This is a genomic window from Sulfitobacter sediminilitoris (assembly GCF_010667575.1).
Taxonomy (GTDB): domain Bacteria; phylum Pseudomonadota; class Alphaproteobacteria; order Rhodobacterales; family Rhodobacteraceae; genus Sulfitobacter; species Sulfitobacter sediminilitoris.
Genome location: NZ_JAABNT010000002.1, coordinates 91,123 through 115,266, shown reverse-complemented (window position 1 = coordinate 115,266; position 24,144 = coordinate 91,123). Strand labels below are relative to the sequence as shown.

Annotated in this window: 21 protein-coding genes; 10 read left to right on the top strand and 11 right to left on the bottom strand. The window is 57.0% G+C overall.

Annotation, left to right across the window (positions count from 1 at the left end):
* Positions 1–4: 4 nt before the first annotated feature.
* From GV827_RS03460 to GV827_RS03450, 3 genes are read left to right on the top strand one after another with little or no spacing between them, the layout of a single operon-like run.
* A complete protein-coding gene (locus GV827_RS03460) occupies positions 5–1,462 on the top strand; it encodes a biotin carboxylase (RefSeq protein ID WP_164352314.1) in 1,458 nt (485 codons plus the stop codon).
* A gap of 18 nt (positions 1,463–1,480) precedes the next feature.
* The gene (locus GV827_RS03455) at positions 1,481–2,452 is read left to right on the top strand and encodes a C45 family autoproteolytic acyltransferase/hydolase (protein WP_164352313.1); all 972 of its coding nucleotides are present in this window, start codon (positions 1,481–1,483) and stop codon (positions 2,450–2,452) included.
* Positions 2,449–3,564 (top strand): CaiB/BaiF CoA transferase family protein, encoded by a 1,116-nt coding sequence (locus GV827_RS03450; protein WP_164352312.1) that lies wholly within the window; start codon positions 2,449–2,451, stop codon positions 3,562–3,564. Before GV827_RS03455 ends, GV827_RS03450 begins: the two co-directional genes overlap by 4 nt.
* A gap of 33 nt (positions 3,565–3,597) precedes the next feature.
* Here the strand turns inward: GV827_RS03450 and GV827_RS03445 are convergent, their stop codons facing one another.
* Entirely contained in the window at positions 3,598–4,158 is a 561-nt protein-coding gene (locus tag GV827_RS03445; RefSeq protein ID WP_164352311.1) for a type 1 glutamine amidotransferase domain-containing protein, read from the bottom strand.
* A gap of 165 nt (positions 4,159–4,323) precedes the next feature.
* On the opposite strand from GV827_RS03445, the gene GV827_RS03440 reads away from it, so the two are divergent.
* Genes GV827_RS03440 through GV827_RS03425 form a run of 4 tightly spaced genes read left to right on the top strand, consistent with a single transcriptional unit; the run spans position 4,324 to position 8,230 of the window.
* A complete protein-coding gene (locus GV827_RS03440) occupies positions 4,324–4,971 on the top strand; it encodes a paraquat-inducible protein A (protein ID WP_164352679.1) in 648 nt (215 codons plus the stop codon).
* Positions 4,929–5,582 (top strand): paraquat-inducible protein A, encoded by a 654-nt coding sequence (locus GV827_RS03435; RefSeq protein WP_386331154.1) that lies wholly within the window; start codon positions 4,929–4,931, stop codon positions 5,580–5,582. The genes GV827_RS03440 and GV827_RS03435 overlap by 43 nt, the downstream gene beginning before the upstream one ends.
* Positions 5,579–7,663, top strand: coding sequence for a PqiB family protein (locus GV827_RS03430; RefSeq protein WP_164352310.1), 2,085 nt, complete (start codon positions 5,579–5,581; stop codon positions 7,661–7,663). The genes GV827_RS03435 and GV827_RS03430 overlap by 4 nt, the downstream gene beginning before the upstream one ends.
* Positions 7,664–7,666: 3 nt before the next feature.
* Positions 7,667–8,230 carry a PqiC family protein gene (locus tag GV827_RS03425; protein ID WP_164352309.1) on the top strand — a complete coding sequence of 188 codons (564 nt, stop codon included), beginning with the start codon at positions 7,667–7,669 and terminating at the stop codon, positions 8,228–8,230.
* A 7-nt stretch (positions 8,231–8,237) separates the two neighbouring features.
* Here the strand turns inward: GV827_RS03425 and gyrB are convergent, their stop codons facing one another.
* The 8 genes from gyrB to GV827_RS03385 all read right to left on the bottom strand — a co-directional run bounded on the left by gyrB (position 8,238) and on the right by GV827_RS03385 (position 17,869).
* The gene (gene gyrB, locus GV827_RS03420) at positions 8,238–10,652 is read right to left on the bottom strand and encodes a DNA topoisomerase (ATP-hydrolyzing) subunit B (protein ID WP_164352308.1); all 2,415 of its coding nucleotides are present in this window, start codon (positions 10,650–10,652) and stop codon (positions 8,238–8,240) included.
* Positions 10,653–10,745: 93 nt separating this feature from the next.
* Complete coding sequence (recF, locus tag GV827_RS03415) at positions 10,746–11,843, bottom strand: DNA replication/repair protein RecF (protein WP_164352307.1); 1,098 nt, start codon at positions 11,841–11,843, stop codon at positions 10,746–10,748.
* Positions 11,844–11,976: 133 nt separating this feature from the next.
* Positions 11,977–13,095, bottom strand: coding sequence for a DNA polymerase III subunit beta (gene dnaN / locus GV827_RS03410; protein WP_164352306.1), 1,119 nt, complete (start codon positions 13,093–13,095; stop codon positions 11,977–11,979).
* Between the two features lie 141 nt (positions 13,096–13,236).
* On the bottom strand, positions 13,237–14,592 hold the full coding sequence (gene dnaA, locus GV827_RS03405) for a chromosomal replication initiator protein DnaA (RefSeq protein WP_164352305.1): 1,356 nt from the start codon (positions 14,590–14,592) through the stop codon (positions 13,237–13,239).
* Positions 14,593–15,109: 517 nt separating this feature from the next.
* Entirely contained in the window at positions 15,110–15,373 is a 264-nt protein-coding gene (gene rpsT / locus GV827_RS03400) for a 30S ribosomal protein S20 (RefSeq protein ID WP_164352304.1), read from the bottom strand.
* A gap of 231 nt (positions 15,374–15,604) precedes the next feature.
* A complete protein-coding gene (locus GV827_RS03395; protein ID WP_164352303.1) occupies positions 15,605–16,381 on the bottom strand; it encodes an enoyl-CoA hydratase in 777 nt (258 codons plus the stop codon).
* Between the two features lie 64 nt (positions 16,382–16,445).
* On the bottom strand, positions 16,446–17,297 hold the full coding sequence (gene mutM / locus GV827_RS03390) for a bifunctional DNA-formamidopyrimidine glycosylase/DNA-(apurinic or apyrimidinic site) lyase (RefSeq protein ID WP_164352302.1): 852 nt from the start codon (positions 17,295–17,297) through the stop codon (positions 16,446–16,448).
* Positions 17,297–17,869: a hypothetical protein gene (locus GV827_RS03385; RefSeq protein ID WP_164352301.1), complete on the bottom strand. Its 573-nt coding sequence runs from the start codon at positions 17,867–17,869 to the stop codon at positions 17,297–17,299. The genes mutM and GV827_RS03385 overlap by 1 nt, the downstream gene beginning before the upstream one ends.
* Before the next feature lie 90 nt (positions 17,870–17,959).
* Here GV827_RS03385 and ubiE point away from each other — a divergent pair, with 90 nt between their 5' ends.
* Together ubiE and ubiB are read left to right on the top strand one after the other, a co-directional pair.
* A complete protein-coding gene (ubiE, locus tag GV827_RS03380; RefSeq protein ID WP_164352300.1) occupies positions 17,960–18,706 on the top strand; it encodes a bifunctional demethylmenaquinone methyltransferase/2-methoxy-6-polyprenyl-1,4-benzoquinol methylase UbiE in 747 nt (248 codons plus the stop codon).
* Positions 18,707–18,709: 3 nt separating this feature from the next.
* Positions 18,710–20,242, top strand: a complete 1,533-nt coding sequence (ubiB, locus tag GV827_RS03375; RefSeq protein WP_164352299.1) for a 2-polyprenylphenol 6-hydroxylase — start codon at positions 18,710–18,712, stop codon at positions 20,240–20,242.
* Between the two features lie 795 nt (positions 20,243–21,037).
* On the opposite strand, the gene GV827_RS03370 is transcribed toward ubiB, so the two are convergent.
* Positions 21,038–22,219 (bottom strand): acetyl-CoA C-acyltransferase family protein, encoded by a 1,182-nt coding sequence (locus GV827_RS03370; RefSeq protein ID WP_164352298.1) that lies wholly within the window; start codon positions 22,217–22,219, stop codon positions 21,038–21,040.
* Between the two features lie 137 nt (positions 22,220–22,356).
* On the opposite strand from GV827_RS03370, the gene GV827_RS03365 reads away from it, so the two are divergent.
* Positions 22,357–23,364, top strand: a complete 1,008-nt coding sequence (locus GV827_RS03365) for an App1 family protein (protein ID WP_164352297.1) — start codon at positions 22,357–22,359, stop codon at positions 23,362–23,364.
* Here GV827_RS03365 and GV827_RS03360 read toward each other — a convergent pair.
* Positions 23,361–24,101: a metallophosphoesterase family protein gene (locus tag GV827_RS03360; protein ID WP_164352296.1), complete on the bottom strand. Its 741-nt coding sequence runs from the start codon at positions 24,099–24,101 to the stop codon at positions 23,361–23,363. The genes GV827_RS03365 and GV827_RS03360 overlap by 4 nt on opposite strands.
* Positions 24,102–24,144 lie beyond the last annotated feature (43 nt).

The following is a 24,144-nucleotide window of genomic DNA, read 5'->3' as shown; positions in this document are numbered from 1 at the left end:
AACTATGGCTACTGTTCTCAAAAATATCTCAGAAATTCGCCGGTTCTTTCATCGAAACGAAGACCCGATTTATTTCATCTCGGCGACCAACTTCAACTTGCTGGGTCTTGATGAATGGGTGAAGAATTTCAAATACATCTGCTACATCGACTGTTACGGCGGCAAGCATCCGAACGTGTTCTGCCCGTCTGAACAGCCGCACGCAGAGTTCCAGTCCATCGAGGATATCAACAACTATCTGCTGCAGCACAAAGAAGTCATCGACTTCATCAAGCGGCGCGGGGGCAAGCCCAAGTTCGTTTTTCTGATGTTTGACGAGGAAACCGAACGACTGTCGAAAGAGTTGGGCGCAACCGTCTGGTTCCCCAAAGCCAAGCTGCGCCAGTCGATGGACAACAAGATCGAAACCGTCCGGATCGGCAACAAGGCGGGCGTCCCGTCAGTGCCGAACGTTCTGGCCGAAGTCACATCGTACGAGAACCTGCGCGAGACCTGCGAAAAGGCGGGCATTGGGCACGATCTGGTGCTGCAATCCGCCTTTGGTGACAGCGGTCACACGACGTTCTTTATCAAGAACGAGGCCGATTTCCGCCGTCACGAATCTGAGATCATCGGCGAAGGCGAAATCAAGATCATGAAGCGGATCGACTGCCGTGGTGCCGCGATCGAGGCTTGCGCCACCAAGGAAGGCACGATCGTCGGCCCGCTGATGACAGAACTTGTGGGCTTTAAGGAACTGACGCCCTATCGCGGCGGATGGTGTGGCAACGAAATACTGGCAACCGCTTTCCCACCCAAGGTACGTGAGAAAGCACGCGAACTGACCTTCAAGTTTGGTGAGCAGCTGCGCAAGGAAGGCTATCGTGGCTATTTTGAGCTCGACTTCCTGATTGACAAGAAGACCGGCGATCTGTGGCTGGGTGAACTGAACCCACGTATCACCGGCGCGTCTTCGATGACGAACCATGCGGCCTTTGCCCACGCGGATGCGCCGTTGTTTTTGTTCCACCTTCTTGAGTTCTCGAAAAAGAAATTCAATCTCGATGTGGACGAGTTGAATGCGCGCTGGGCTGACGCGGCGAACATTGATGGCTGGTCGCAGATGGTGATCAAGCACACCGACGACAGCGTCGATATTTGCACGCAGGCGCCAGAAACAGGCATCTACAGGATGAAGGAAGACGGCAGCGTTGTTTTTGACCGCTTTGATTATCACCGTCGCGCGGTGGAGAGCGAGAACGAAGCATTCTTCCTCAGCATCCTGCGCCCGGGCGAGTATCGCTACGAAGGTGCTGACATCGGCATCCTGGTGACGCGAGGTCGTTCCATGACGAAGTCTTTCCAGTTGAATGAGCGCGCGAAAAAGTGGATTCACGGGATCAAACAAGGCGTGGAGGGCAAACCCCTTCCCACTGCCCAGGCTGGGCCAGCGCTTGCTGATCCGGCGTTCAAGATCCTGTAGCAGCCCGGAAAGGCCCCAATGTACTGGCGCGCCCTAAAAGAAGAAACGCCCGGACCGAAATGGTCCGGGCTTTTCGCCGAATACTGGCCTGATTACCGCAGATGGTGGCTGAGAGAAGGCGAGACCGCGCGCCCGACCTACGCGGAGTCCGCACGCGCGTTGCGCAGGCATATGCCCGAACTGATGCCGCTTTATGATCAGCTTTGCAGTTTGGCCGGGGGCGGGGATCACGCCGCGAGGTTTCTTAGCTTTTACAACCCGCCGCCATATCTGGCAGGCTGTTCCCAAGCGATCTGGGCAGGCAAAGAGCCGGTCATGGTGCGTAACTATGACTATAACCCCAACGCCTTTGACCAGTTGGTACTGCACACAAGCTGGCAGGGCAGGCGGGTGCTGGGCACGTCTGACGGGCTTTGGGGTCTTGTGGATGGCGTGAACGATGCGGGCCTTGCGATTTCCCTGACGTTTGGGGGCCGCCGTGTGGTGGGCGAAGGGTTTGGCGTGCCGCTGATCCTGCGCTACGTTTTGCAAACCTGCGAGACGACAGATGAGGCGGTGAAGGTGCTGGAACGCGTGCCAACGCACATGAGCTACAATGTGACCGTGCTCGACAAAAAGCGGAACTATGCGACCGCGATGATGGCCCCTGACCGGGAAACGCTGATCACACATGCCGCTGTCGCGACGAATCATCAGGAAAACGTTGAATGGGTCAGCCATGCGCGCTTTACAGCCACGGTCGAGCGGGAGCGGTTCCTGCTGCACCGTCTGCGGCTGCACAAGGACCCGGAGGACAAGTTCATCAACGCCTTTCTGAAGCCACCGCTTTACTCCACTGCTTTTGCCGCCGGATTTGGCACACTGTACACTGCTGTTTATCGCCCACGAAAAGGCGAGATGGAGCTGCGCTGGCCGGGTACCACGTGGCCATTGTCACTTGATAATTTCGTCGAGGGCGCGCGCGAAGTTCTTGTTCCGGGTGCGGCATGACTGGCGGCCCCCTTGCATCATTGAAGGTGGTTGAGTTTTCCGGACTAGGGCCCGCGCCGTTGGCCGGTCAACTGCTGGCTGATCTGGGCGCGCAAGTGATCGCAATTGACCGCAAACAAGCGCCCGCCGACCCCACTGACATCAACCGACGTGGCAAGAAATCCGTGGTCCTGAACCTCAAGTCTGAAGCGGGCGTGAATGCTGCAAAACGTTTGATAGAGGCGAGTGATGTGCTGATCGAAGGTTTCCGCCCCGGCGTTATGGAACGCCTTGGCCTTGGTCCTGATGCTTGCCCTGATACGCTGATCTACGCCCGGATGACAGGTTGGGGGCAGCATGGACCGCTGGCGCGGGTTGCTGGCCATGACATCACCTATCTTGCGCTGTCAGGGGCGTTGCATGCGATGGGTGATGCCGATCGCCCACCTGTGGCGCCCTTAAACCTAGTTGCGGATTACGGCGGGGGCACCATGTTCCTGATTTTCGGCATTTTATCCGCTGTCATCGAAAGAGGGGTGTCCGGCAAGGGACAAGTCGTGGACGCGGCAATGATCGACGGGGCGCCGGCGATGATGGGCCTGATTCACGGTATGCTGGCGCAAGGAACGTGGGGCGAAACGCGCGGCGACAACTGGCTTGACGGGGCAGCCCCCTTTTACCGGTGCTATGGGTGTGCAGACGGGAAATTCGTAGCGGTGGGTGCTCTTGAGCCACAGTTTTTTGCTATTCTGCTGGATAAAATGGGTCTTCCTGCAGACTACGCCAAGGATCAGAATGACAAATCAAACTGGCAGGCACGCACTGAAGAGTTCGCCGCTGTCTTTGCCACGAAAACTCGTGATGACTGGGCTGAGATATTTGAAGGGACCGATGCTTGCGTTGCTCCGGTCCTGGCATTTACCGAAGCACCGCATCATCCACACGTGGCGGCGCGAGATACCTTTGTATCACCGAATAACGTGCAACAGTCTTCCAAAGCCCCGCGGTTCAGCCGGTCTGTGCCAAATCCTGTTGAAGCGCCTACTGCCACAGGCGCCGATACTATTGCTGTTCTGGCCGATCTCGGGCTGACGCCCGATGAAATAACTGAGGCCACAAAAAAAGCCCCCTGAAACAAGGGGGCTTTCCAGAACTATGCGATTTTCTTACGCGGCTTTGCGCGTATCCGCGCCGTGCTCAATTCCTTCAACGATCTTTGCAACGAATGCATCAAGGTCCGACGGTGAACGGCTCGTAACGATACCGTTGTCAACGACAACTTCGCTGTCTTCCCACAGGGCCCCTGCGTTTTTCATATCAGTCGCGATGGAGCCATAAGAAGTTGCCTTTCGGCCTTTGATCAACCCTGCTTCAATCAGCAACCACGGGGCGTGGCATACAGCGGCAATGGTCTTGCCGTGCTCAGCAAAAGATTTGATCAGCGCGACCGCGTCCTTATTTGCACGCAGAATGTCTGGATTGATCTGACCACCGGGCAGGACGATAGCATCGTAATCTCCGACGTTTACATCAGCCAGTCTCAGGTCAGCAGAGACCGTATTGCCCCAGTCGTCTTGATCCCATCCTTTGATGTCGTTGCCGTCTGGCGTGGCGACATGCACGGCAGCGCCTTTGCTCTTCAGATCATTCAGGGGCTTTTCCAGTTCAGACTGTTCAAAGCCGTTGGTCGCAAGGATAAGGATCTTTGCTTCTGTAATGCTTGTCATGGTGTACCTCTCTTATTTTCGATTGCGTTCATACGCTCTGGTAAACAAACGCATGGGCCAACGCTGTGTTCCAAGATTAAGCAAACCCCCGGCAATAGCCGCCTGATGTCGCCGTTTGCGCAGAATGGCGTGTCACGCAACGAAACAATCCTATATCAGTCAGATATGAAGGATTTCGCGGACAGGGATGTGGATTTCGCGCTGGACGAACTGATTGTTTGTCCGCAATGCGATGCTGCCTATCGCATGAAAAAACCGGGCCACGGTGAACGCGCGGTGTGCCAGCGGTGTCACAAGGTATTGATCGCTCCAAGGCGCAATGCGGGTCTGCATATCATCGCCGTCGCACTTGCGGTGTTGTTCCTGATCGTCGGGGCGGCTGTGTTTCCCTTTCTCACGATTGATGCTGCCGGGAACAAGAATGCGGTTTCCATCCTGGATGCAGCATTGGCGTTTTCGGGCGGGCCGATGATCTTTCTGTCACTGGCGACAGCCGGGCTTATCATCTTCATTCCGCTGCTTCGGGTTCTGCTGACACTTTACGTTCTTATCCCTGTCGTGCTGGACCGCCCCGCAGCACGTCATGCGATCCCGGCTTTCCGCCTGTCAGAGGCGCTGCGCCCCTGGTCGATGGCCGAAATTTTCGCGATTGGCTGCGCCGTGGCGCTGGTCAAAGTCGCCGATCTTGCCAACGTAGGTTTTGGGCCTGCGTTCTGGATGTTCGGCATTCTCGTTGTCCTCGTCATCGCGCAGGACAGCTTCATGTGTAAATGGTCTGTATGGCATCGTCTGGAACACCCGAAAACATCGTAACCGCACGTGAGCTGGGTATTGTGGCCTGCAAGCGCTGTACCAAGGCATCGCCCATGGGCGTGGACCGCTGTCCGCGCTGCAATCACAAACTGCACTCGCGTGATCCGCTCAGCCTGCAACGGGTCTGGGCCTTCTGGATCGTCGGTTTTCTTTGCTATATCCCGGCGAACGCATATCCGATGCTGCGCACGCAGACATTGTTCAAGGTTGATGAAAGTACCATCATCGGCGGGGCGGTGGATCTGGCGCATTACGGCAGCTATGGCATTGCCGCGATCATCCTTTTTGCCTCGGTTGTGATCCCGCTCGCCAAATTCTGGGCGATTGCCTATCTGGCCATTAGTGTGAAGCAGAACATCAACTTTTCGAACCACCGACGTCAGTTCATGTATGAGATTGTCGAGTACATCGGGCGCTGGTCAATGATCGATATCTTTGTGGTTGCGATTTTGTCGGCGCTGGTGCAACTCAGGACACTGGCATCGATAAATCCCGGTCCGGCAGCCATTTTCTTTGCCCTTTCGGTGATTTTTACGATGCTTTCGGCGCAGGCATTTGACTCCCGCATGATCTGGGATGTTCGGGCAAAGGGGAGATCGCGCACGTCATGAGTGAAGACCTGCCAGAAGTGTCTGTATCCCCAACCCGTAAAGTTTTCCTGAGCGGTGCATCTATCGTTTGGATCATTCCATTGCTCGCCCTTGTCGCGGCCCTTTTCGTGGCATGGCAAAGCTTCAATGATCGCGGCCCCTTGATCGTTGTAGAGTTTCAGCAGGGGGCTGGCATCAAGGCAGGCGAGACTGAATTACGCTATCGCGATGTGACAGTGGGCGTCGTGGAGAAAGTCGGCTTTACCGCCGGTTTGGAAAAGGTCACCGCCAGCGTGAGGGTGGACAAGAACGTCGCGCCCTTCATTGACTCAAGCGCTGTATTCTGGGTGGTCCAACCCGAAGTTTCCGCGCAAGGCATCACCGGCCTCAGCACGGTTCTGAGCGGTGTTTATATCGAAGGGTCGTGGGATGATGAACCGGGCCCATACCTTGCGCGTTTCCAAGGGGCGTCCGAGCCGCCTCTGATCCGACCCGGTCAGCCGGGGCTTCAGATTGCGTTTCGTACAGTCGCCAATGGTCAGCTGACCGATAATGCGCCGATCCTTTACAAGGGCATCGAAGTGGGCCGCGTTGGCCGTGCCAGTATCGCGCCGCGAGGCAATTTCGCGATTGTCGAGGCCCTGATATTTGAGGAACATCGCAATCTGATCAATGAATCCACGCGGTTTTGGGATACGTCGGGTTTCAGCGTGAACATTGGTCCCGCAGGTGCTGAGATCGACTTTTCATCCATCGCAACGCTTGTCGGCGGTGGTATCACCTTTGACACCTTTGTCTCTGGCGGTGGTCAGGTACAGGACGGAACGGTTTTCGAAATATTTCCCGACAAGGAATCCGCGCGCAGTTCTCTCTTTAATGCCTCTTCCGTCGATCCATTGGAGATCAGCGTAATTTTCGACGAGAACATCTCTGGTCTTACGGTCGGTGCACCGGTCGAGTTGAGCGGTTTCAAGATTGGTGAAGTTTCGGCACTGTCGGGCGTCGTAAACATTGATCAGTTCGGCGACAGCCGGGTGCGCCTGAACGCCAATCTGTCTATTCAACCCGCCCGATTGGGCCTGCCCGGTGATGTCACGGCTGAGGCCGCACTCAGTTTCTTGCAAGGCCGCGTTGAGGCTGGAATGCGCGCACGGTTGGCCTCTGCCAGCTTGCTGACAGGCGGGCTCAAGGTGGAACTGTTGCTTGTTCCCGATGCACCTGCTGCGCAATTGGTCAGCCCCGATGGCGGATTGCCTGTTATGCCCACAACCGAGAATGAAACCTCTGATGCCGCTGCCACGGTTGAGGGTGTCTTTACCCGGATCAACAACCTGCCCATCGAAGAGCTGTTGAATTCCGCCATCACCTTCCTCGACTCGGCCGAGGCGCTCATTTCTGATGAGGATTTGCGCAACACACCGACGGACGTTCGCGAACTGCTGGCTGACCTGCAAGGGTTGGTATCATCAGATGATGTGCGAAATATCCCTGTGACGCTTAACGCCACACTGACGCGGGTTGAAACGCTGGTGGGACAATTGGAGCAAGAGCGGATCGCGAGCAAGCTTTCTGCGGTACTGGATGACGCGTCTACAGCTGCGAGTGCGGTTGAAAGCTCTGTCGCTGGCGTGCCTGCGTTGGTGGAACAGATCGAAGCCGTCGCCGCCAAAGCCGAGTCTCTGGCAATCGACGAACTGGTTAAGGAATTGACCGCCCTCACAGCTTCTGCTGACGCAGTGATCGGCACGGAGGATGCGATTGCTTTGCCAAGATCGCTGAAGCGAGCACTTGATGAGGTCAATTATACCCTGCAGGAAGTGCGTGAAGGTGGGGCGATTGAAAACGTGAATCAAACGCTTGCATCCGCCCGGAATGCTGCCGACAGCATTGCGGTCTCGTCCAAGGATTTGCCACAGATCGTGGACCGCTTGACGGCTTTGTTTGCGCAGGCAGGTCGTACGATCGAAGGGTACAACAAGGGTGATGAACTCAGCCGGTCTGCCCAAGCCGCTCTGCGCGACATTCAGAAGGCCGCCGATGCGCTTGCATCTTTGGCGCGGACCATTGAACGTAATCCGAATTCTCTGCTGATTGGACGATAAACCATGACCATCGCTGCCCGCATGCTCTCTGTTTCTTTGTTGTTATTGCTGGCTGCCTGTGGATCGCCTGAACGATTTGCTGTGGCACCTCCTGCAATCAGCGAGAAGACCCGCATTGCCTTTGCGTCGGTTGAGGTTCGGGATGTTTCGCTGCCCAGTTACGCCGCAGCGGATGAGATTCACACACAGGCCGATGACGGGACGCTGACCAGTTCCTCGGACGTACTGTGGGCTGACGCACCTGAACGCGCGATTGCGCTGGAATTGAGCCAGAACCTGGCCCGTTTGACGGACAGGCGTGTGGCATCCGAACCCTGGCCGTTCGAGGCTTTGCCAGATGCGCGTCTTGAGGTCCGCTTTGCTGAATTGGTTGCTACGACTGGCGGATCATTTCGCGCATCAGGTCAGTATTTCGTCGCGGTAGAGGATGGGCGGCGCGAACGGTCAGGTCTGTTCGACTTGTCCACACCTTTAGACCCCGCAGGCGGACCAGCCGCAATCGCACGGGCGCGCGGGCAGCTGATCCTTGATCTGGCCACCTACATTGCGCGGAGCGGATTGCGCTGAACGCAGCCTAAAAGTCGAGGTTCTCGACGCTGAGCGCGTTTTGCTGAATGAATTCGCGGCGCGGTTCGACCACATCGCCCATCAGCTTGGTAAAGAGGTCATCTGCCTCGGCCATGTCATCGACCTTGACCTGCAGCAACGTCCGGGCATCAGGATCCAATGTGGTTTCCCACAACTGGTCCGGATTCATTTCGCCCAGACCCTTGTAGCGTTGCAGGGACAGACCTTTTTCGCCTTCGGCAAGGATAGCGTCCAGCAGGTCCATGGGGCCGTTGATCAGCTGCGACCGGTCCTTGCGCACCAACACGGCAGGCAGGTCGTAAACGTCCTGCAAATGCTCCGTGAAACTGCCGGATTTCTTGGCCTCGCCGGACCGCAACATCTTGCCATCCAGCGTGCGGACTTCTTCAACCCCGCGCAGGATGCGCGCCAGCTTCATGCCATGGTCCTGCGTGATACGACCCTGCCAGCCACGCTCGTATTCAAGCGCGATAAGGTCCAGACGCTCCGCGACCTTATCCGCAACACCCTGAAGATCGCGGTCGACCGCACCGGGTACGAATGCGCCGGCAATGGCGGCCTGCTCAAGAATGTGACGCGGGTAATGCGTGGGGAATGCTTCCAAAACGCGGCGCAACTGACGGGCAAGATCCACCACACGCGTAAGATCCGCGCCAGTGATCTCTTCCCCGTTGCCCTGCCGCAGCATGGCACCCTCGATCCCTTGCGCAATCAGGTATTCTTCCATCGCGGCCTGATCCTTCAGATACACCTCGGATTTGCCGCGCGACACTTTATAAAGCGGTGGCTGCGCAATGTAGAGGTGACCGTTCTCGATCAACTGCGGCATCTGGCGGTAAAAGAAGGTCAGCAGCAGCGTACGGATATGCGCGCCGTCAACGTCAGCGTCCGTCATAATGACGATCTTGTGGTAGCGCAGCTTGGAGATGTCGAATTCGTCGCGACCAATCCCGGTGCCCAGCGCCATGACAAGGTTGCCGATCTCCTGGCTACCCAGCATCCGGTCAAAGCGCGCGCGCTCAACGTTCAGGATCTTACCTTTAAGCGGCAGGATCGCCTGGGTTTGACGGTCCCGGCCTGTTTGCGCTGATCCACCGGCAGAGTCACCCTCGACAAGGAAGACTTCTGTTTTGGACGGGTCTTTTTCCGAGCAGTCTTTCAGCTTGCCAGCAAGAAAGTTCACGTCCATCGCCGTCTTACGACGGGTCAGTTCGCGCGCTTTGCGCGCCGCTTCGCGTGCCTGAGCGGCCTCAATGATCTTGCCGACAATAATCTTGGCCTGAGTGGGGTTCTCTTCGAACCACTCGGCCAGTTTTTCGTTTACCAAACCTTCAACCGCAGGGCGCACTTCGGAAGATACCAGCTTGTCCTTGGTCTGACTGCTGAACTTCGGGTCCGGCACTTTGACGGAAAGCACGCAGGTCAGCCCCTCGCGCGCGTCGTCGCCGGTGAAGGTCACCTTTTCCTTCTTGGCGATGCCAGAGGACTGCGCGTAGTTGTTGATGGTGCGCGTCAGCGCCCCCCGGAAGCCGGCCATATGGGTACCGCCATCGCGCTGGGGGATGTTGTTGGTAAAAGGCAGGACGTTCTCGTGATAGCTGTCGTTCCACCACATCGCGACCTCAACACCGATTTCATCGCGTTCGCCCGTGATAAAGATCGGCTCTGACATGACGGATGATTTGTGACGGTCGAGGTATTTGACGAATTCCTTCACGCCGCCTTCGTAGAAAAGCTCTGTTTCCACCGGTTCCACGGGTCGTTCGTCACGCAGGACGATCCGCACACCGGAGTTGAGGAATGCCAGCTCTCGCAGACGCTTTTCCAACGTTTCGAATGAGTATTCGAGGTTTGAGAAAGTCTCGGTTGAGGCCAGAAAACGCACCTCTGTCCCGGTGCGGTCTGTCGGGCCGACCACTTCGAGGTGCTTGGTGGTAAAGCCCCCTTCAAAGCGTGCGACATGCTCTTTTCCCTCGCGCCAGATGCGCAGCTCCAGCCAGTCGGAAAGCGCATTCACCACGGATACGCCCACCCCGTGCAGACCCCCTGAAACCTTGTAGGAATTGCTGTCGAACTTACCGCCTGCGTGCAACTGGGTCATGATGACTTCGGCCGCGGAAACACCTTCGCCCTCGTGAATTCCAACCGGAATTCCCCGGCCATTATCGTTTACTGAGACAGAGCTGTCCTCGTTAATCGTGACCGTTACCCTGTCCGCATGACCGGCCAAAGCCTCGTCAATGCCGTTATCCACGACCTCGTAGACCATGTGATGCAGACCAGAGCCATCGTCGGTGTCCCCGATGTACATACCGGGACGCTTGCGAACAGCCTCCAAGCCTTTGAGAACCTTGATAGAATCCGCGCCATATTCCTGTGGCGTCTGGTCTTGCTCGGACATGTAGAGAAACCTTTTTCTTTTGTCCGATTTATAGTGGTTTCGAAGGGGGTTGTCACGCAAATGGCACAATATTTTGTGGCCATGTGGCGTGTCTTAGCTGACCCTTTCAACATGCGAGGTGCCATCGGATTCCGTGACCTCAAGACGCTGCGCGCGGTCGCCTAAAGCAGCGAACATTTCTGGTCCTGTTCCGGTCATCCAGGCCTGTGCGCCAAGGGCGCAGATTTCGTCATAAAGAGCTGCCTGTCGATCTGTATCAAGGTGGGCGGCGACCTCATCCAGCAGCAAGAGGGGCGGCGCCCCAAAGTCCTGCGCCAGTGCGCGGGCATTGGCGAGGATGAGAGAAACCAGCAGCGCCTTTTGTTCGCCAGTGGAGCAGTCCTTGGCTGGCACGCCCTTGGTTTCGTAGACGCCATATAGGTCCGCCCGATGCGGTCCGATCAGCGTCCGACCCGCCGCCAGATCACGCTGACGGTTGTCTGCGAGTGTTTCGCGCAGCTCACTGGCCGCAGAAGGCATGTCGCAGATCAGTTCAAGCGACGCAGCCGGGAACGCTGTCTCTGCCTTGCTTTGTGCCTCTGCGATGGCTTCCAACGCCCGCAAGCGGCCTGCGTGTATTGCGGTCCCCGCTTCGGCCATCCGTGCCTCAAGGGCGGCGTACCATGACGGCTCGCGGACCATGTCTTTCAGCAGCCTGTTGCGCTCGCGCATGGCCTTCTCATAGCTAAGCGAGTGTTCCGCGTGATCCGGTAGAAAGCTGAGCGTCATACGATCAAGGAACCGTCGCCGCCCTTCTGCCCCTTCAATCCACAGGCGGTCCATTGCGGGGATCAACCAAAGTACCCGTGCAATGCGGCCCAGTGCGGTTTGTGGGGCAGTCTTGCCATCGATACGCGTTTGTCTTGCCGCACCGCTCTCGGACCAGATCTCAAGCTCATGGACCTGATGCAGAGAGTGCAGGATGCCGGTTATCTTCCATCCCAGCGCCTCGGGTCGGCGGGTCATGTCTTCGGCGCTAGAGCGGCGCAGGCCCCGGCCCGGAGACAAAAGCGAAACGGCTTCGAGGATGTTGGTCTTGCCCGCACCGTTGGGCCCGTAGATCGCCACTGGTCGGGCGTCACAGTCTATCACCGCGCGTTTGTGCGACCGGAAATGGGAAAGGGTAAGTTGGCTCAGGTGCAGAGAAACCATCAGTTCCGACCGTATTCTCGGCAGATAGCTAACCGAAAATCATGGACTGGCCACTGCGCTTTGTAGGATCGAGCACCGCGAACCGATTTCTTTACAGAAACCGGGCCGGACTTCGTAGCAAGTCCGCCCCTTGTCACACCCGCATCGGCATGACGACATATACCGCCGACATATCGTTGCCTTCGCGCATCAGCGTCGGATCGCCGGATGAATTGAACAAAAACACCGCGTTTTCGCGGTCCACTTGGCTGGCGATTTCCAACAAGTACTTGGCGTTAAAGCCAATCTCCAACCGTTCGTCACCATAGGCCACGACCAGTTCTTCTTCAGCCGCGCCGCTGTCAGGCGCGTTGACCGACAATATCAAACGGTCTTCGTCCAGCTGAAGCTTGACGGCGCGGGACCGTTCGGAGCTGACAGTTGCCACGCGATCCACGGCCTGCGCGAAATCGGAGGCGTCCACTTCCATCTTGCGGGTATTTCCCTGCGGGATGACCCGCGTGTAATCGGGGAATGTCCCGTCGATGACTTTGGAGGTCAGCGTGATCTCTGGCGTGGCAAAGCGTACCTTTGTCTCTGATACGGACACGGCGATCTTCATTTCGTCGTCGTCAAGCAGCTTCCGCAACTCACCTACGGTTTTACGTGGCACGATGACGCCCGGCATGTCTGCCGCCCCTTCAGGCAGGTCCGCATCGATGCGTGCCAAGCGGTGGCCATCTGTTGCCACGCAGCGTAGCACTTTGCCACCGTCCGCATCCGCGACATGCATGTACACACCGTTCAGATAATAGCGCGTCTCCTCGGTAGAGATCGCGAATTTCGACTTGTCGAACAGTCGGCGCAGAACCGGGGCAGGCGCGCTGAAGTTTGAGGCATATTCGGATGAGGCCATCACCGGAAAATCCTCGCGTGGCAGTGTCGCGAGCGAGAAGTTTGAACGTCCAGCCTCAACTGTCATGCGCCCGGCGGCGCTGTCGCCTGTCAGGTTGATCAGTGCACCATCAGGCAACTTCCGCACGATCTCGTGCAGCAGCGTTGCTGAAACTGTAATTGCACCTGCGCGCTCGACCTGCGCGGGGGCTTTGTCAACGACCTCGATATCCAGATCGGTGGCCCGAAAGGACACCTCGTTGCCGTCGGCCTCGATCAGAACATTCGCAAGGATCGGAATGGTGTTCCGGCGCTCCACGACAGACTGGGCTTGGCTCACGGCCTTAAGCAGGGCTGCGCGCTCGATGCTGAATTTCATGTGCCTTCTCCGTTAGGACTGCCGGGAGAGGCAGACTACCCGGTTCCCCCGCTTGCGCAAGACTTTTGAGTGTTTAACGGGTCAAATGCAAGAGGGGCCGCTGGGGCCCCTCAAGTCAATATTTCCCGTGTCTTTTCGGCGTCAGGATTTCAACGCACGACCCAGCAATTCAAGGTCCTCGGCAATCTGGCTGTCGCTTTGCTTCAGCTCTTCAATCCGGCGCACACCATGCATGACCGTTGTATGGTCGCGGCCGCCAAAACGACGACCGATTTCGGGAAGTGACCGACTGGTCAACTGTTTGGACAGATACATCGCAATCTGTCGTGGCCGCGCGAAACTGCGCAGGCGCTTTGGGCCGATCATGTCACTCAGGCGGATGTTGAAATGCTCACTCACCTTGCGCTGGATTTCCTCGACGGTGATCTTGCGCTCGTTCGAGCGCAGTACATCGGCCAGACAATCCTGTGTCAGGTCCATGTTGATCTCGCGTCCAACAAGCGACGCAAATGCAAAGAGCCGCGTCAGTGCGCCTTCCAATACGCGCACATTGGATGTGATGCGATGTGCAAGAAACTCCAGCACGCCCTCACCGACCTCAAGATCGGGATAATTCTTTTGCTGTGTCTCCAGCTTGCTCTGCAAGATGCCAAGGCGGAGCTCGTAGTCTGTGGGATGCAGGTCAACCACCAGACCGCACTGCAGACGCGATTTTACCCGCTCTTCAAGGTCTTTGATGTCAGTTGGGGCACGATCGGCTGAAATGATGATCTGCTTGTGCTGATCGACGAGCGCGTTAAACGTGTGAAAGAATTCTTCCTGCGTGCTGTCTTTGCCTGCGATGAACTGAACATCGTCAACCATAAGCACGTCGACAGAGCGGAAAAGCTCTTTGAAATCCATCATCTTGCGGTCCCGCAGCGCCTGAACAAAGCGGTACATGAACTGCTCGGCCGACAGGTAGAGTACATTCATCTCTGGCTTGCGCTGCTGTAACTCTTGGGCGATCGCATGCATCAAGTGGGTCTTGCCGAGGCCAACGCCGCCATACAGGAACAGTGGGTTGAACGTTACAGGGCCACCTTCGGCCACGCGGCGGGCGGCAGCGTGTGCCAGTTCATTGGGCTTTCCAACCACGAAGTTGTCAAAGCTAAACCGCGGCTCCAGTGGGGCCGTGCTGTTCATGCCACCGGTCTTTTGTGCCGATGTTGCGCGCAAGGTTGTCGTTTGCTGTGCCTTGGGGGCCGCGTTGGTCTGGGAACTCAGCACAAAGTTCAAGCGCGATGCGGTTATCCCTTCGGCGTTTAGCTCATGCAAAATCAGGTCCGAGAAGTTCTGGCTGACATAGTTGCCGAAAAAGTTCGTTGGTACGTTCAGTATGGCAATGCCGTTCGCGACCTGCCCCGGTACCAATGGTTCAATCCAAGTGGTGTAGTTGTTCTGCCCTACTGTCTTGAGAAGCCGCTGCCTGATTTCGCCCCATTGTTCCTGCGTCATAATCTTCTTTCTGTCCCAGTCTAATACCATTGCCAGCAATTTGCCGACGCCCCAACCATCAGCACGCAGGGGACTATCCGGTCCCAACGGAGAAACCGACCTGCGCCCGATGGACACCTGACAGAATGCCTGACCAACGTTACGACACCCCAAGTGAGCGCGCTGCGTCGGACGAAACCGTCCGTCTTTTCGAATTGTGACAGGGCAACCATGCTGTCGCACAATTGCAATTCATCTTGTCAGACGTAACCGTCTGACGATGGTCTTTGGGCATCGAAAGCGCACCGCACAACGCGCCCGATATTCAAAGCCTGTCCCCCCAGCGAAGTGACTCGCAACACTGTCGTAGCAACTAGATCGGGGTCGCTTCAACATATCTTCAAACTTGACTCGGCAATTGGTTGAAAAGAATCTCTGAGCCAATTTTGAGACCGTGAAGACAAAAAAATAGGCACCGCGAAGCGATGCCTTTTTTTTCAACTGATTAGCCGACTCGCGCTAAAATTGCTGCCGTCGTTCAGCCCAATGCTTTGACGCGGGCGGACAGTCGCGACATTTTACGCGATGCTGTGTTCTTGTGGAAAACACCCTTGGTCACGCCCCGCATCAGCTCTGGCTGGGCAGCTTTGAGCGCTTCCGTTGCGGCATTTTTGTCACCAGAGGCGATCGCCTCTTCGACTTTGCGCAGGTACGTGCGAATCCGTGAACGACGTGCTTTGTTGATCTGGAAACGCTTTTCGTTCTGACGTGCACGCTTCTTGGACTGTGGTGTATTTGCCATGAGGATCTACCTTCGGGTTGTATTCAAGTTACGACGCGTGACGCCAAACCCGTGCCGGAAATACCGGGAAGGTGATTCTAGCCTGAGCGGGCTGCACGCGCATGTCTGGAGCGGCCTATATCGGTGTTGGGGGCCGGTTGTAAAGGGAAAGGCAGCGAATGTTAGTTGCCCCTGCGGGATAGCGCCGTGCCGCGCGAAGAAATTTCGGGCCACCGGCGTTTTTCGAATGCCCTACTTGTCCCGGAACTGCGCTTCGCGCTTTTCAAGGAAGGCAGACATACCTTCCTTTTGATCTTCGGTGGCAAAGAGCGAGTGGAATACCCGCCGTTCGAACAGCAGACCTTCCCGCAGTGGCACTTCGTAAGCGCGGTTTACGGCCTCTTTGACGACCATCACGGAAATCATGGATTTTTCCGCAATCTTCTGCGCGGCTCCCATGGTCTCTTCCATTAGCTTCTTTACAGGTACAACACGAGACACCAGTCCCGCGCGCTCGGCCTCTGCCGCGTCCATAAAGCGACCGGTGAGGTTCATGTCCATCGCCTTTGCCTTGCCCACAAGTCGCGTCAGGCGCTGCGTGCCGCCGATGCCTGCGACAACACCAAGGTTGATCTCTGGCTGGCCGAATTTCGCGGTCTCGGTGCAGATGATGAAATCGCACATCATCGCCAATTCGCATCCACCGCCCAGCGCGTAGCCAGATACGGCTGCGATGATCGGCTTGCGAATGCGCATGATCTGATCTGTTTCTGGCGTGAACAGATCGCCCGCAAAAACATCCACGAAAGACTTGTCTTTCATCATCGCGATGTCAGCCCCGGCGGCGAATGCCTTTTCCGAACCTGTGATCACGATGCAACGGACTTTCTCGTTGTCCTGACAGCCTTTGAGGCAATCGGCCAACTCGCTCATCAACTGGTCGTTCAATGCATTCAACGCATCGGGCCGGTTCAGCGTGACCAAGGCCACATGATTGTCCACGTCGAGTGTGATCGTTTCGTAAGCCATCAAGGATGCTCTCATCTATTGCGCACAGGCGTCCGTGAATACCACGGCGCAAGAGCGTTTCAAGCTATCTTTGGCATTGACTACAGTAGAAAGACGAGCGTCCCGATTGCACGATGCGGCGTATGACGTGGCGGCAATCGGGCGTGCGGCAGGGCTCCCCCTCGCGTCCGTAGACATCAAAACTATGCTGGAAATAACCCAGCTCGCCATCTGCCTGCCGGAAGTCGCGCAAGGAAGACCCGCCCGCTTCGATCGCCTCGGTCAGGACGGTGCGAATGATCGGAACCAGCGCTGCAATCCGGGCCGAAGAAATCCGCCCGGCCTTCCGCGCGGGATGGATGCCAGCCCGGTAAAGCGCCTCACAGACATAGATATTTCCCAGTCCGGCGACGATTCTCTGATCCAGCAGGGCGGATTTGATCGGTGTGTTTCGCCCCTTGAGTGCGGCCACCAGATGCGCCTCGTGAAAATCGTTGCCAAGTGGTTCCGGCCCAATTGAGGCCAGCAATTTGTGCTGTTCCGCCGTGACAGTATCCATCAGGTCCATTGCCCCGAACCGGCGCGGATCGTTGAAGGTTACGCGCGCGCCGTTGTCCATGTGAAAGACCACATGGTCATGTTTTTCGGGCGCGGGATGATCGTGCACGAATTGTCCCAAAGGATCACCGGAGATCAACATCCGACCGGACATTCCAAGGTGAATCAACAGTGATTCTCCGGAACCCAGATCGGCCAGAATGTACTTGGACCGTCTGCGCAGACCCAGCACCTGCTGGCCTGTCAGCCTCTTTGCCATCCCTACCGGAAACGGCCATCGCAAATCGGGGCGGTTGATATCCGCACGCGCGATCACCGCGCCCGTCATCGCAGGGGTCAGCCCGCGCATCACGGTTTCTACTTCGGGAAGTTCGGGCATCAGGTCCTTCGATTCAAGGCTTTCACATCTTCCACAAATGTAAGGAAGGTCGGCATGCCAACAAGGTATTTCTGCAAATGAACCTTACGTTTCCCGTCAAAGTACAACTTGTAAAGAAGGTTGCCGTCCTCGCCCATGCCCACGAAATCCGCCCAGTCAAAGCGCCGCTCCACAAAGAACCAGTCCGGCGCGGTAAGCCCTTCGTCATCATAGCGGGCCTCATAGTTCGCAATAAAGAGAGCCACGTAGCTGATCAGGGCCGATGTTCCGATTGCCAAAAGCGTATCGTGAGAGTTGGAATTGGCAATCGGTCCCCAGATCATCCAAAGGGCAAATGCACTGAAGCCAAGGCTGAGAAAGCGCAAACCTTTCGTCGGTCGCATGATCACGGTGTTAAGGCTCATTCGCGCGGGTTCGTTCAGGCCAAGCTGTGCGATGGAATGTTGTCCGGGCAGCTTCGGCATGCCGGCATCCCCGACAATCCGGCGGCGGCGTTCGTAAATTGCCATTCCCGCAACCACCAGCAGCGCCACGCCCAGACCCACGACAATAATCAGTATTAGAAAGCTCATCTGCACAACTCCCTGCGTCATATTGATGATTTGTCTCTTGCCCTCTCCGGGTATAACCCCACATGGACGAACATATGGCAGGAACGTGATATGGCTGCGGACAAGACAACACAATTCGGCGCGCAAACCGTGCGCGAAGACGAAAAGGCTGGCATGGTGCGCAGCCTTTTCTCAGACGTGGCCAACAAGTACGACATCATGAACGATGTAATGAGCGTCGGGATCCACCGCGTCTGGAAAGAAGCGATGATGGATTGGCTGGCGCCACGCGCCGGGCAAAAGCTGCTGGATGTGGCTGGGGGAACAGGGGATGTGTCCTTCAAGTTCCTCAAGCGGGCCGGGTACGGGCATGCGACAGTATGCGACCTGACTGAAGGGATGCTGATTGAGGGCCGCAAGCGGGCAGAGGCCGCGCAACTGGCTGACAGCCTTGATTGGGTCGTGGGTGACGCGATGGCGCTGCCGTTCGAGGACAACAGCTTTGATGTCTACACGATCAGCTTCGGCATTCGGAACGTCACCCGACCGCAAGAAGCGCTGAATGAAGCGTTCCGGGTGCTGAAACCGGGAGGGCGGCTGATGGTCTTGGAATTCAGTCAGTTGCCCAACCCGATGATGCAAAAAGCATATGATCTTTACAGCTTCAACGTGATCCCCCGCATGGGGCAGGTCATCGCGAACGACCGCGACAGTTATCAGTATCTCGTCGAATCCATTCGTAACTTCCCCGACCAGGAGACGTTCCTTGATATGGTGAAACAGGCGGGTTTCGAACAGGCCAAGTATCGAAACCTGACCATGGGCATCGCGGCCCTGCACTCTGGCTGGAAGCTCTGAGCTTTGCGCGGCCCACATAACATATGGCGACTGGTCCGAACCGGGGCCACGTTGGAACGCACGGGTGCGATGAATGTCGTCCTCGATGCCTTTGAGGCGCCTCCGGCCCTGCGCTTCGTGGCGCGCACCCTTGGCTTGCCGTTCAAATGGCTGGGCTACCGGGGTGATCCGACCATGCCGCCTGCGACCCGCGCCCTGACAGCGCTGGGACCGGCCTACATCAAATTTGGACAGGTGCTTTCGACCCGCCCGGATGTGGTGGGCGATGAACTGGCTGTGCAGCTGCGCGTGCTTCAGGACAAACTGCCCCCCTTCAGCATCGAAGAAGCCAAAGCCGAGGTTGAACGCGAGTTGGGCCTGCCGGTAGATCAGCTCTTCTCGGAATTCAGTGAGCCGGTCGCTGCGGCGTCAATTGCCCAGGTGCACAGAGCCAAGATTGCCGAGACCGGCGAAGATGTGGCGGTGAAAGTGCTGCGCCCGAACATAGAACGCGCATTCCGCAAGGATGTGGATGCCTTCTATCTTGCTGCCCGAATGGTCGAAATATTCTCGCCCGGCTCGCGCCGTCTGCGCCCGATGGACGTGATCGAACATTTCGACGGCGTTGTCAGGGGTGAGCTAGACTTGCGGCTTGAAAGCTCTGCCGCGTCAGAGTTTGCAGCGAACACGGCGAATGACGAGGGTTTTCAGCTGCCGCCGATCAAATGGAACCTGTCGGCGCGCCGCGTGATGACACTTGGATGGGCGGATGGTGTACCGCTGGGCGACAATTCGGCGATTGACGCGGCCGGGCACGACCGCGTCGCGTTGGGCAATCGCGTATTGCAGCTGTTCCTCAACCACGCGCTGCGCGATGGATTTTTTCACGCAGACATGCACCAGGGCAATTTAAAGGTCGCTCAGAACGGCGACATTATCGCTTATGACTTTGGCATTATGGGCTACATTGATGAATACACCCGCCGGGTTTATGCCGAGATCCTCTATGGTTTCATCCGCCGCGATTACAAACGTGTGGCGAAGGTCCACTTTGAAGCCGGATACGTCCCCGCCGACAAGGATGTAGACGAATTTGCCCGCGCTCTGCGCGCAGTGGGCGAGCCTATCTTCGGCATGGACGCCACGCGTATCTCAATGGCACGGTTGCTGACCTACCTGTTCGAGGTGACAGAGCGTTTCGGGATGGAGACCCGGACCGAACTGATCTTGTTGCAGCGGACGATGGTCGTGGTTGAAGGGGTGGCGCGGTCACTGAACCCGCATATCAACATCTGGGAAATCGCCAGCCCGATTGTAACCAGCTACATCACCAAATCCATCGGACCTCGTGCGGTGATCACGGATTTCGCCAATACCGCGATGGTGCTTGCCCGGTTTGGCCCGCGTTTGCCGGCACTGGTTGAGGATGCGCTGATGGCGCAGGCAAACCCGCCGCAAGTCGATCGCCGTCCGCGTAAACGCTGGTTCGCTTTGACTGCAATGATCGGTGCGCTTGTTGGCGTAGGGCTTGTTGCAACAATAGAAGTGCTTCTCTAGCGCGACTATGTTGCGCTACCAACCGGGCTTTTTGCAGGGTTGTCGGGCGAAATCATTTGCATTGGATATGCGCCGATTTCATCGGACAAGAGTTTCTGGAGGCCGATGCTGATTGGCACACCTTTGTGACGCGTCCGTGAAACGGCAAGCAATCAGCTTGCGGCGATACGACGGCGATCTTTCCTTAAATTAGTTCGAAATTCCGAGATTTTCATGGGCGCGCATCACGCGCTATCAACCGGTTGTTTACCGGAGTTGAGCAAAGACCAAGGCCTGGTTTCTGCACCAGCCAACGATGAATGCCATGAAACGTTTCTTCTCTTCGGGGCTCCTTGCGTTTCTGGCGGCGCTTCCCTATGCGGCAACGGCCGCCCCCAACCCGTCACGATTTCCCAGCCACGGTCGTTTCCTTGGGCCGCTTTGCCGATATTGTCCTTGTTCATCCAAGTCGAACGGTCGTGGGAGATTTGAGATACGATCAGGTGCTCGGCAGGCTTTTCTTCGAAAGACGCGGTATCTTGGATGCCCGGCCACAGGTCATCGCCAACGGTGAGTTCGATACCTTTTGGGCAGACTCATCCCGGCGCGAGACGCTGCGAATGCTCTGCGCGGGAACATATACGGCCCCGACAGCACTGAGGGATTGGGTACCGCAGGATCACGAAAGCTGCGGATCAATCAGATCTGACTTTTGGCATAGATCAGTGTGGCATCGCCACAAATCCCGCAATTCTCAAGCCAGACCTGTCACACGCCTTTGGCGGCGTTCGGGGGATGCCCCCGAACGCCCGCTTCTCAGCCCATTCGCTCAATCGCCAGTGCAATGCCCTGACCGCCGCCGATGCACATGGTGATCAGGGCGCGTTTACCCTGAATGCGCTCCAGCTCGTACAGAGCTTTGACAGTGATAATCGCACCTGTCGCGCCAACCGGATGCCCAAGCGCGATCGCCCCACCATTTGGATTCACTTTTGCCGGATCAAAACCCAGGTTCTTGGTGACAGCCAGTGTCTGCGAGGCAAAAGCTTCGTTGCTTTCGATCACGTCGAAATCTGACGCATTGAGGCCCGTGCGTTCCAACAGCTTTTCAACTGCTGGAACCGGTCCGATACCCATGACTTCCGGGCGTACACCCGCATGGGCGTATCCGAGGATGCGCGCGCGCGGTGTCAGCCCAGCTGCTTCTGCCGCACCAGCCGTGGCCAGCACAATTGCCGCCGCGCCGTCGTTGATGCCGCTGGCGTTGCCCGCCGTCACGCTGCCGTCTTTTTGGAACACCGCGCGCAGGCTGGCCAACGCTTCGGCTGTTGTCGCCTTGGGATGTTCGTCCACCTCGAACGGCACCATGTCACGTTTGACGCGGACTTCGACCGGCGTGATCTGGTCTTTGAAGTACCCCGCCTCAATAGCTGCTGCCGCGCGTTTCTGGCTTTCCAGTGCAAAAGCGTCCTGATCTTCCCGGCTAATCTGGTGTTCACTCGCGACATTTTCCGCCGTCACGCCCATGTGGCCGGTTCCAAAGGGGCAGTTCAGCGTGCCCAGCATCATATCAACCGTCCGAACATCGCCCATCTTTTGGCCCCAACGCGCATCCGGCAGGATGTAGGGAGAACGAGACATATTCTCGGCCCCGCCCGCCAAGGCAAAATCGGCGTCGCCCAGCATCAGCGACTGAGCGGCAGACACGATGGCCTGCACGCCGGAACCGCACAACCGGTTCACGTTCATCGCCGGCACCGTTTCAGGCACACCGGCCTGCATCGCGGCCACACGACTGAGGTACATGTCCCGTGGTTCTGTATTGATCACGTTGCCAAACGCGACATGACCGATCTGGCCGGGCTCAACCCCGGCGCGTTCCATTGCTGCTTTGGCTGCTGCCGTGCCAAGGTCAGTCGGCGGGGTTCCCGCCAGCGCCCCACCAAAGGTGCCAATCGCGGTGCGTGCGCCGCCAAGGATTACGATTTCGTTGCTCATGTGCTTTCTCCCGGAGTTTGGCTGTATCTACGCGAATTATGACGTCGCTGTCAGCCCTGACGGCCCGTCATTTTTGTTGAATGGATTCACCCTCAATTCAATCTGAACCATTCAGAGGCGCTGTGCGTTGGCACCCCATGATCAAGCAAGCACTCCATGCGGTTGCGTGGCGGACCGAAAAGGTCATCGACCATATTCGCGGACAGCGCGACACCCGGCGCATCATTGAGCCGTATATCGGATATGCAACGCCAGACCACCTTGTGGTGCGCGGGCGCGTTTTGACATCTGTCAGGCGGAACAAGCTAAAGCCAAATCAGTCGCGGTGGACGAACTTCAAACAGATGTTCGCCCTCTTCCTGACGGATGAGGTCGCCAATGCTGAGGTGTCTTCTTCAAATGTGGCTGCCCGCTCCGATGAGGAAGGGTATTTCACACTGCTTTTGCCCCGTGATGACCGCACAGGATGGATCGACGTCGAAGTAACGGTTTCCGGTGAGCACACAACAGCTCTTTGCCCGGTTATGATTGCGTCCGATGAGGCCGATTTCGGGGTCATCTCAGATATTGATGATACCATGTTGCAAACAGGTGCGTATTCGCTTTTGCGGAATCTCTGGACTTCGCTGACGGGAAATATCGCCACGCGGCGTATCTTTCCCGATGCGCTAAGTTTCATGAGCGACTTGTCAGCGGGCGGGCGCAACCCGGTCTACTACGTGAGTTCCAGTCCTTGGAACCTGCACCATTTTCTGGTCACGATCTTTGACAAGGCAGGACTGGTGCGCGGCCCGAAATTTCTACGCGATCTTGGGCTGAGTAAGACACAATTCATCACGGGCACCCACGGTGATCATAAGGGCAACAGTATCGATACCTTGCTGGCAGCCAATCCTGATCTGCCGTTTGTGCTTGTTGGCGATACCGGCCAGCACGATGCGTTCGTATACCATGACGCCATCAAGCGGCATCCAGGCCGGATCAAGGCAGTCGTCCTCCGAGAGCCGGGGCCGGGCCCTGATGGACAAAGCAGGGCGGTCATGTCCAAAATCGAAAAAACAAACGCCAGTCTGCTACATGGACCTACATTCGATGGCTTCGCGACACAGCTCAAGCCTCCTGCAAAGGCGGTGAACCCTTCCTAATCAGCTTGTTCACGAGAAATCGGAACGCGGCCGCTGTCTGTTAGACACCAACAATCGTGACCTTCGAAAACAGCCACTGTCAGGTCTTTGCCATACCCTGCGCCGCTGTCGAGGTTGATGCGGTTTCCATAGTGTTGCGCTTGGCCAACCGGCGTGTGCCCATGCACGATGACCTTTGGATGTGGCCGGGGATCGTTGTGAAATTCATGCCGGATCCAAAGCAGATCATGCTCCGTCTGTTTGTCCAATGGTACCCCAGGCCGAATACCTGCGTGCGCAAAGAACAACGCGTCTGTCTCAAATGACAGCTGTGTTTGGTCAAGGAACCGCAGGTGTGACGCCGGAACAACCTCCTGCGCCATACGATGCACCTCAAGCTCGCGTGTCGATTCTGTAAATTCAACGCCGTAAGAGGCAAGCGTCGTATCCCCACCAAGCCGTCCGTGGAGCCAGTAAAGCGCAACAGGCAGATAGGCATCGTGCTTTGGATAATCTTGCATGAACCAACAGAACATCCGGTCATGATTGCCTTTGAGAAAGGACCAGTCGCGGCCTTGTGCCTGCCCTTCAATCAGCAGGTCAATCACACCCCGGCTGTCAGGTCCGCGATCCGCATAATCGCCAAGAAAGACGACCTTGCTATCCGGTCCGCCGTCCTTTTCGATCAGCGTCAGAACCCGCTCCAACTGTGAAAGCTGGCCGTGAATATCGCCAACGGCATAGATTGGCTGGGTCATTGTCTTCCTCAAAAAGCAACGACCCGCCCCAGAAACGGGACGG

Bases quoted from the DNA above. Each gene is read 5' to 3' on its own strand.
- GV827_RS03385 (WP_164352301.1), bottom strand. From the start codon at position 17,869: ATGAGCTTTCTAATACTGATTATTGTCGTGGGTCTGGGCGTGGCGCTG.
- gyrB (WP_164352308.1), bottom strand. From the start codon at position 10,652: ATGTCCGAGCAAGACCAGACGCCACAGGAATATGGCGCGGATTCTATC.
- GV827_RS03365 (WP_164352297.1), top strand. From the start codon at position 22,357: ATGATCAAGCAAGCACTCCATGCGGTTGCGTGGCGGACCGAAAAGGTC.
- GV827_RS03425 (WP_164352309.1), top strand. From the start codon at position 7,667: ATGACCATCGCTGCCCGCATGCTCTCTGTTTCTTTGTTGTTATTGCTG.
- GV827_RS03440 (WP_164352679.1), top strand. From the start codon at position 4,324: ATGAAGGATTTCGCGGACAGGGATGTGGATTTCGCGCTGGACGAACTG.
- dnaN (WP_164352306.1), bottom strand. From the start codon at position 13,095: ATGAAATTCAGCATCGAGCGCGCAGCCCTGCTTAAGGCCGTGAGCCAA.
- GV827_RS03450 (WP_164352312.1), top strand. From the start codon at position 2,449: ATGACTGGCGGCCCCCTTGCATCATTGAAGGTGGTTGAGTTTTCCGGA.
- GV827_RS03435 (WP_386331154.1), top strand. From the start codon at position 4,929: ATGGTCTGTATGGCATCGTCTGGAACACCCGAAAACATCGTAACCGCA.
- ubiE (WP_164352300.1), top strand. From the start codon at position 17,960: ATGGCTGCGGACAAGACAACACAATTCGGCGCGCAAACCGTGCGCGAA.
- GV827_RS03395 (WP_164352303.1), bottom strand. From the start codon at position 16,381: ATGGCTTACGAAACGATCACACTCGACGTGGACAATCATGTGGCCTTG.
- dnaA (WP_164352305.1), bottom strand. From the start codon at position 14,592: ATGACGCAGGAACAATGGGGCGAAATCAGGCAGCGGCTTCTCAAGACA.
- GV827_RS03455 (WP_164352313.1), top strand. From the start codon at position 1,481: ATGTACTGGCGCGCCCTAAAAGAAGAAACGCCCGGACCGAAATGGTCC.
- rpsT (WP_164352304.1), bottom strand. From the start codon at position 15,373: ATGGCAAATACACCACAGTCCAAGAAGCGTGCACGTCAGAACGAAAAG.
- GV827_RS03370 (WP_164352298.1), bottom strand. From the start codon at position 22,219: ATGAGCAACGAAATCGTAATCCTTGGCGGCGCACGCACCGCGATTGGC.
- GV827_RS03445 (WP_164352311.1), bottom strand. From the start codon at position 4,158: ATGACAAGCATTACAGAAGCAAAGATCCTTATCCTTGCGACCAACGGC.
- mutM (WP_164352302.1), bottom strand. From the start codon at position 17,297: ATGCCCGAACTTCCCGAAGTAGAAACCGTGATGCGCGGGCTGACCCCT.
- GV827_RS03360 (WP_164352296.1), bottom strand. From the start codon at position 24,101: ATGACCCAGCCAATCTATGCCGTTGGCGATATTCACGGCCAGCTTTCA.
- GV827_RS03430 (WP_164352310.1), top strand. From the start codon at position 5,579: ATGAGTGAAGACCTGCCAGAAGTGTCTGTATCCCCAACCCGTAAAGTT.
- GV827_RS03460 (WP_164352314.1), top strand. From the start codon at position 5: ATGGCTACTGTTCTCAAAAATATCTCAGAAATTCGCCGGTTCTTTCAT.
- recF (WP_164352307.1), bottom strand. From the start codon at position 11,843: ATGGTTTCTCTGCACCTGAGCCAACTTACCCTTTCCCATTTCCGGTCG.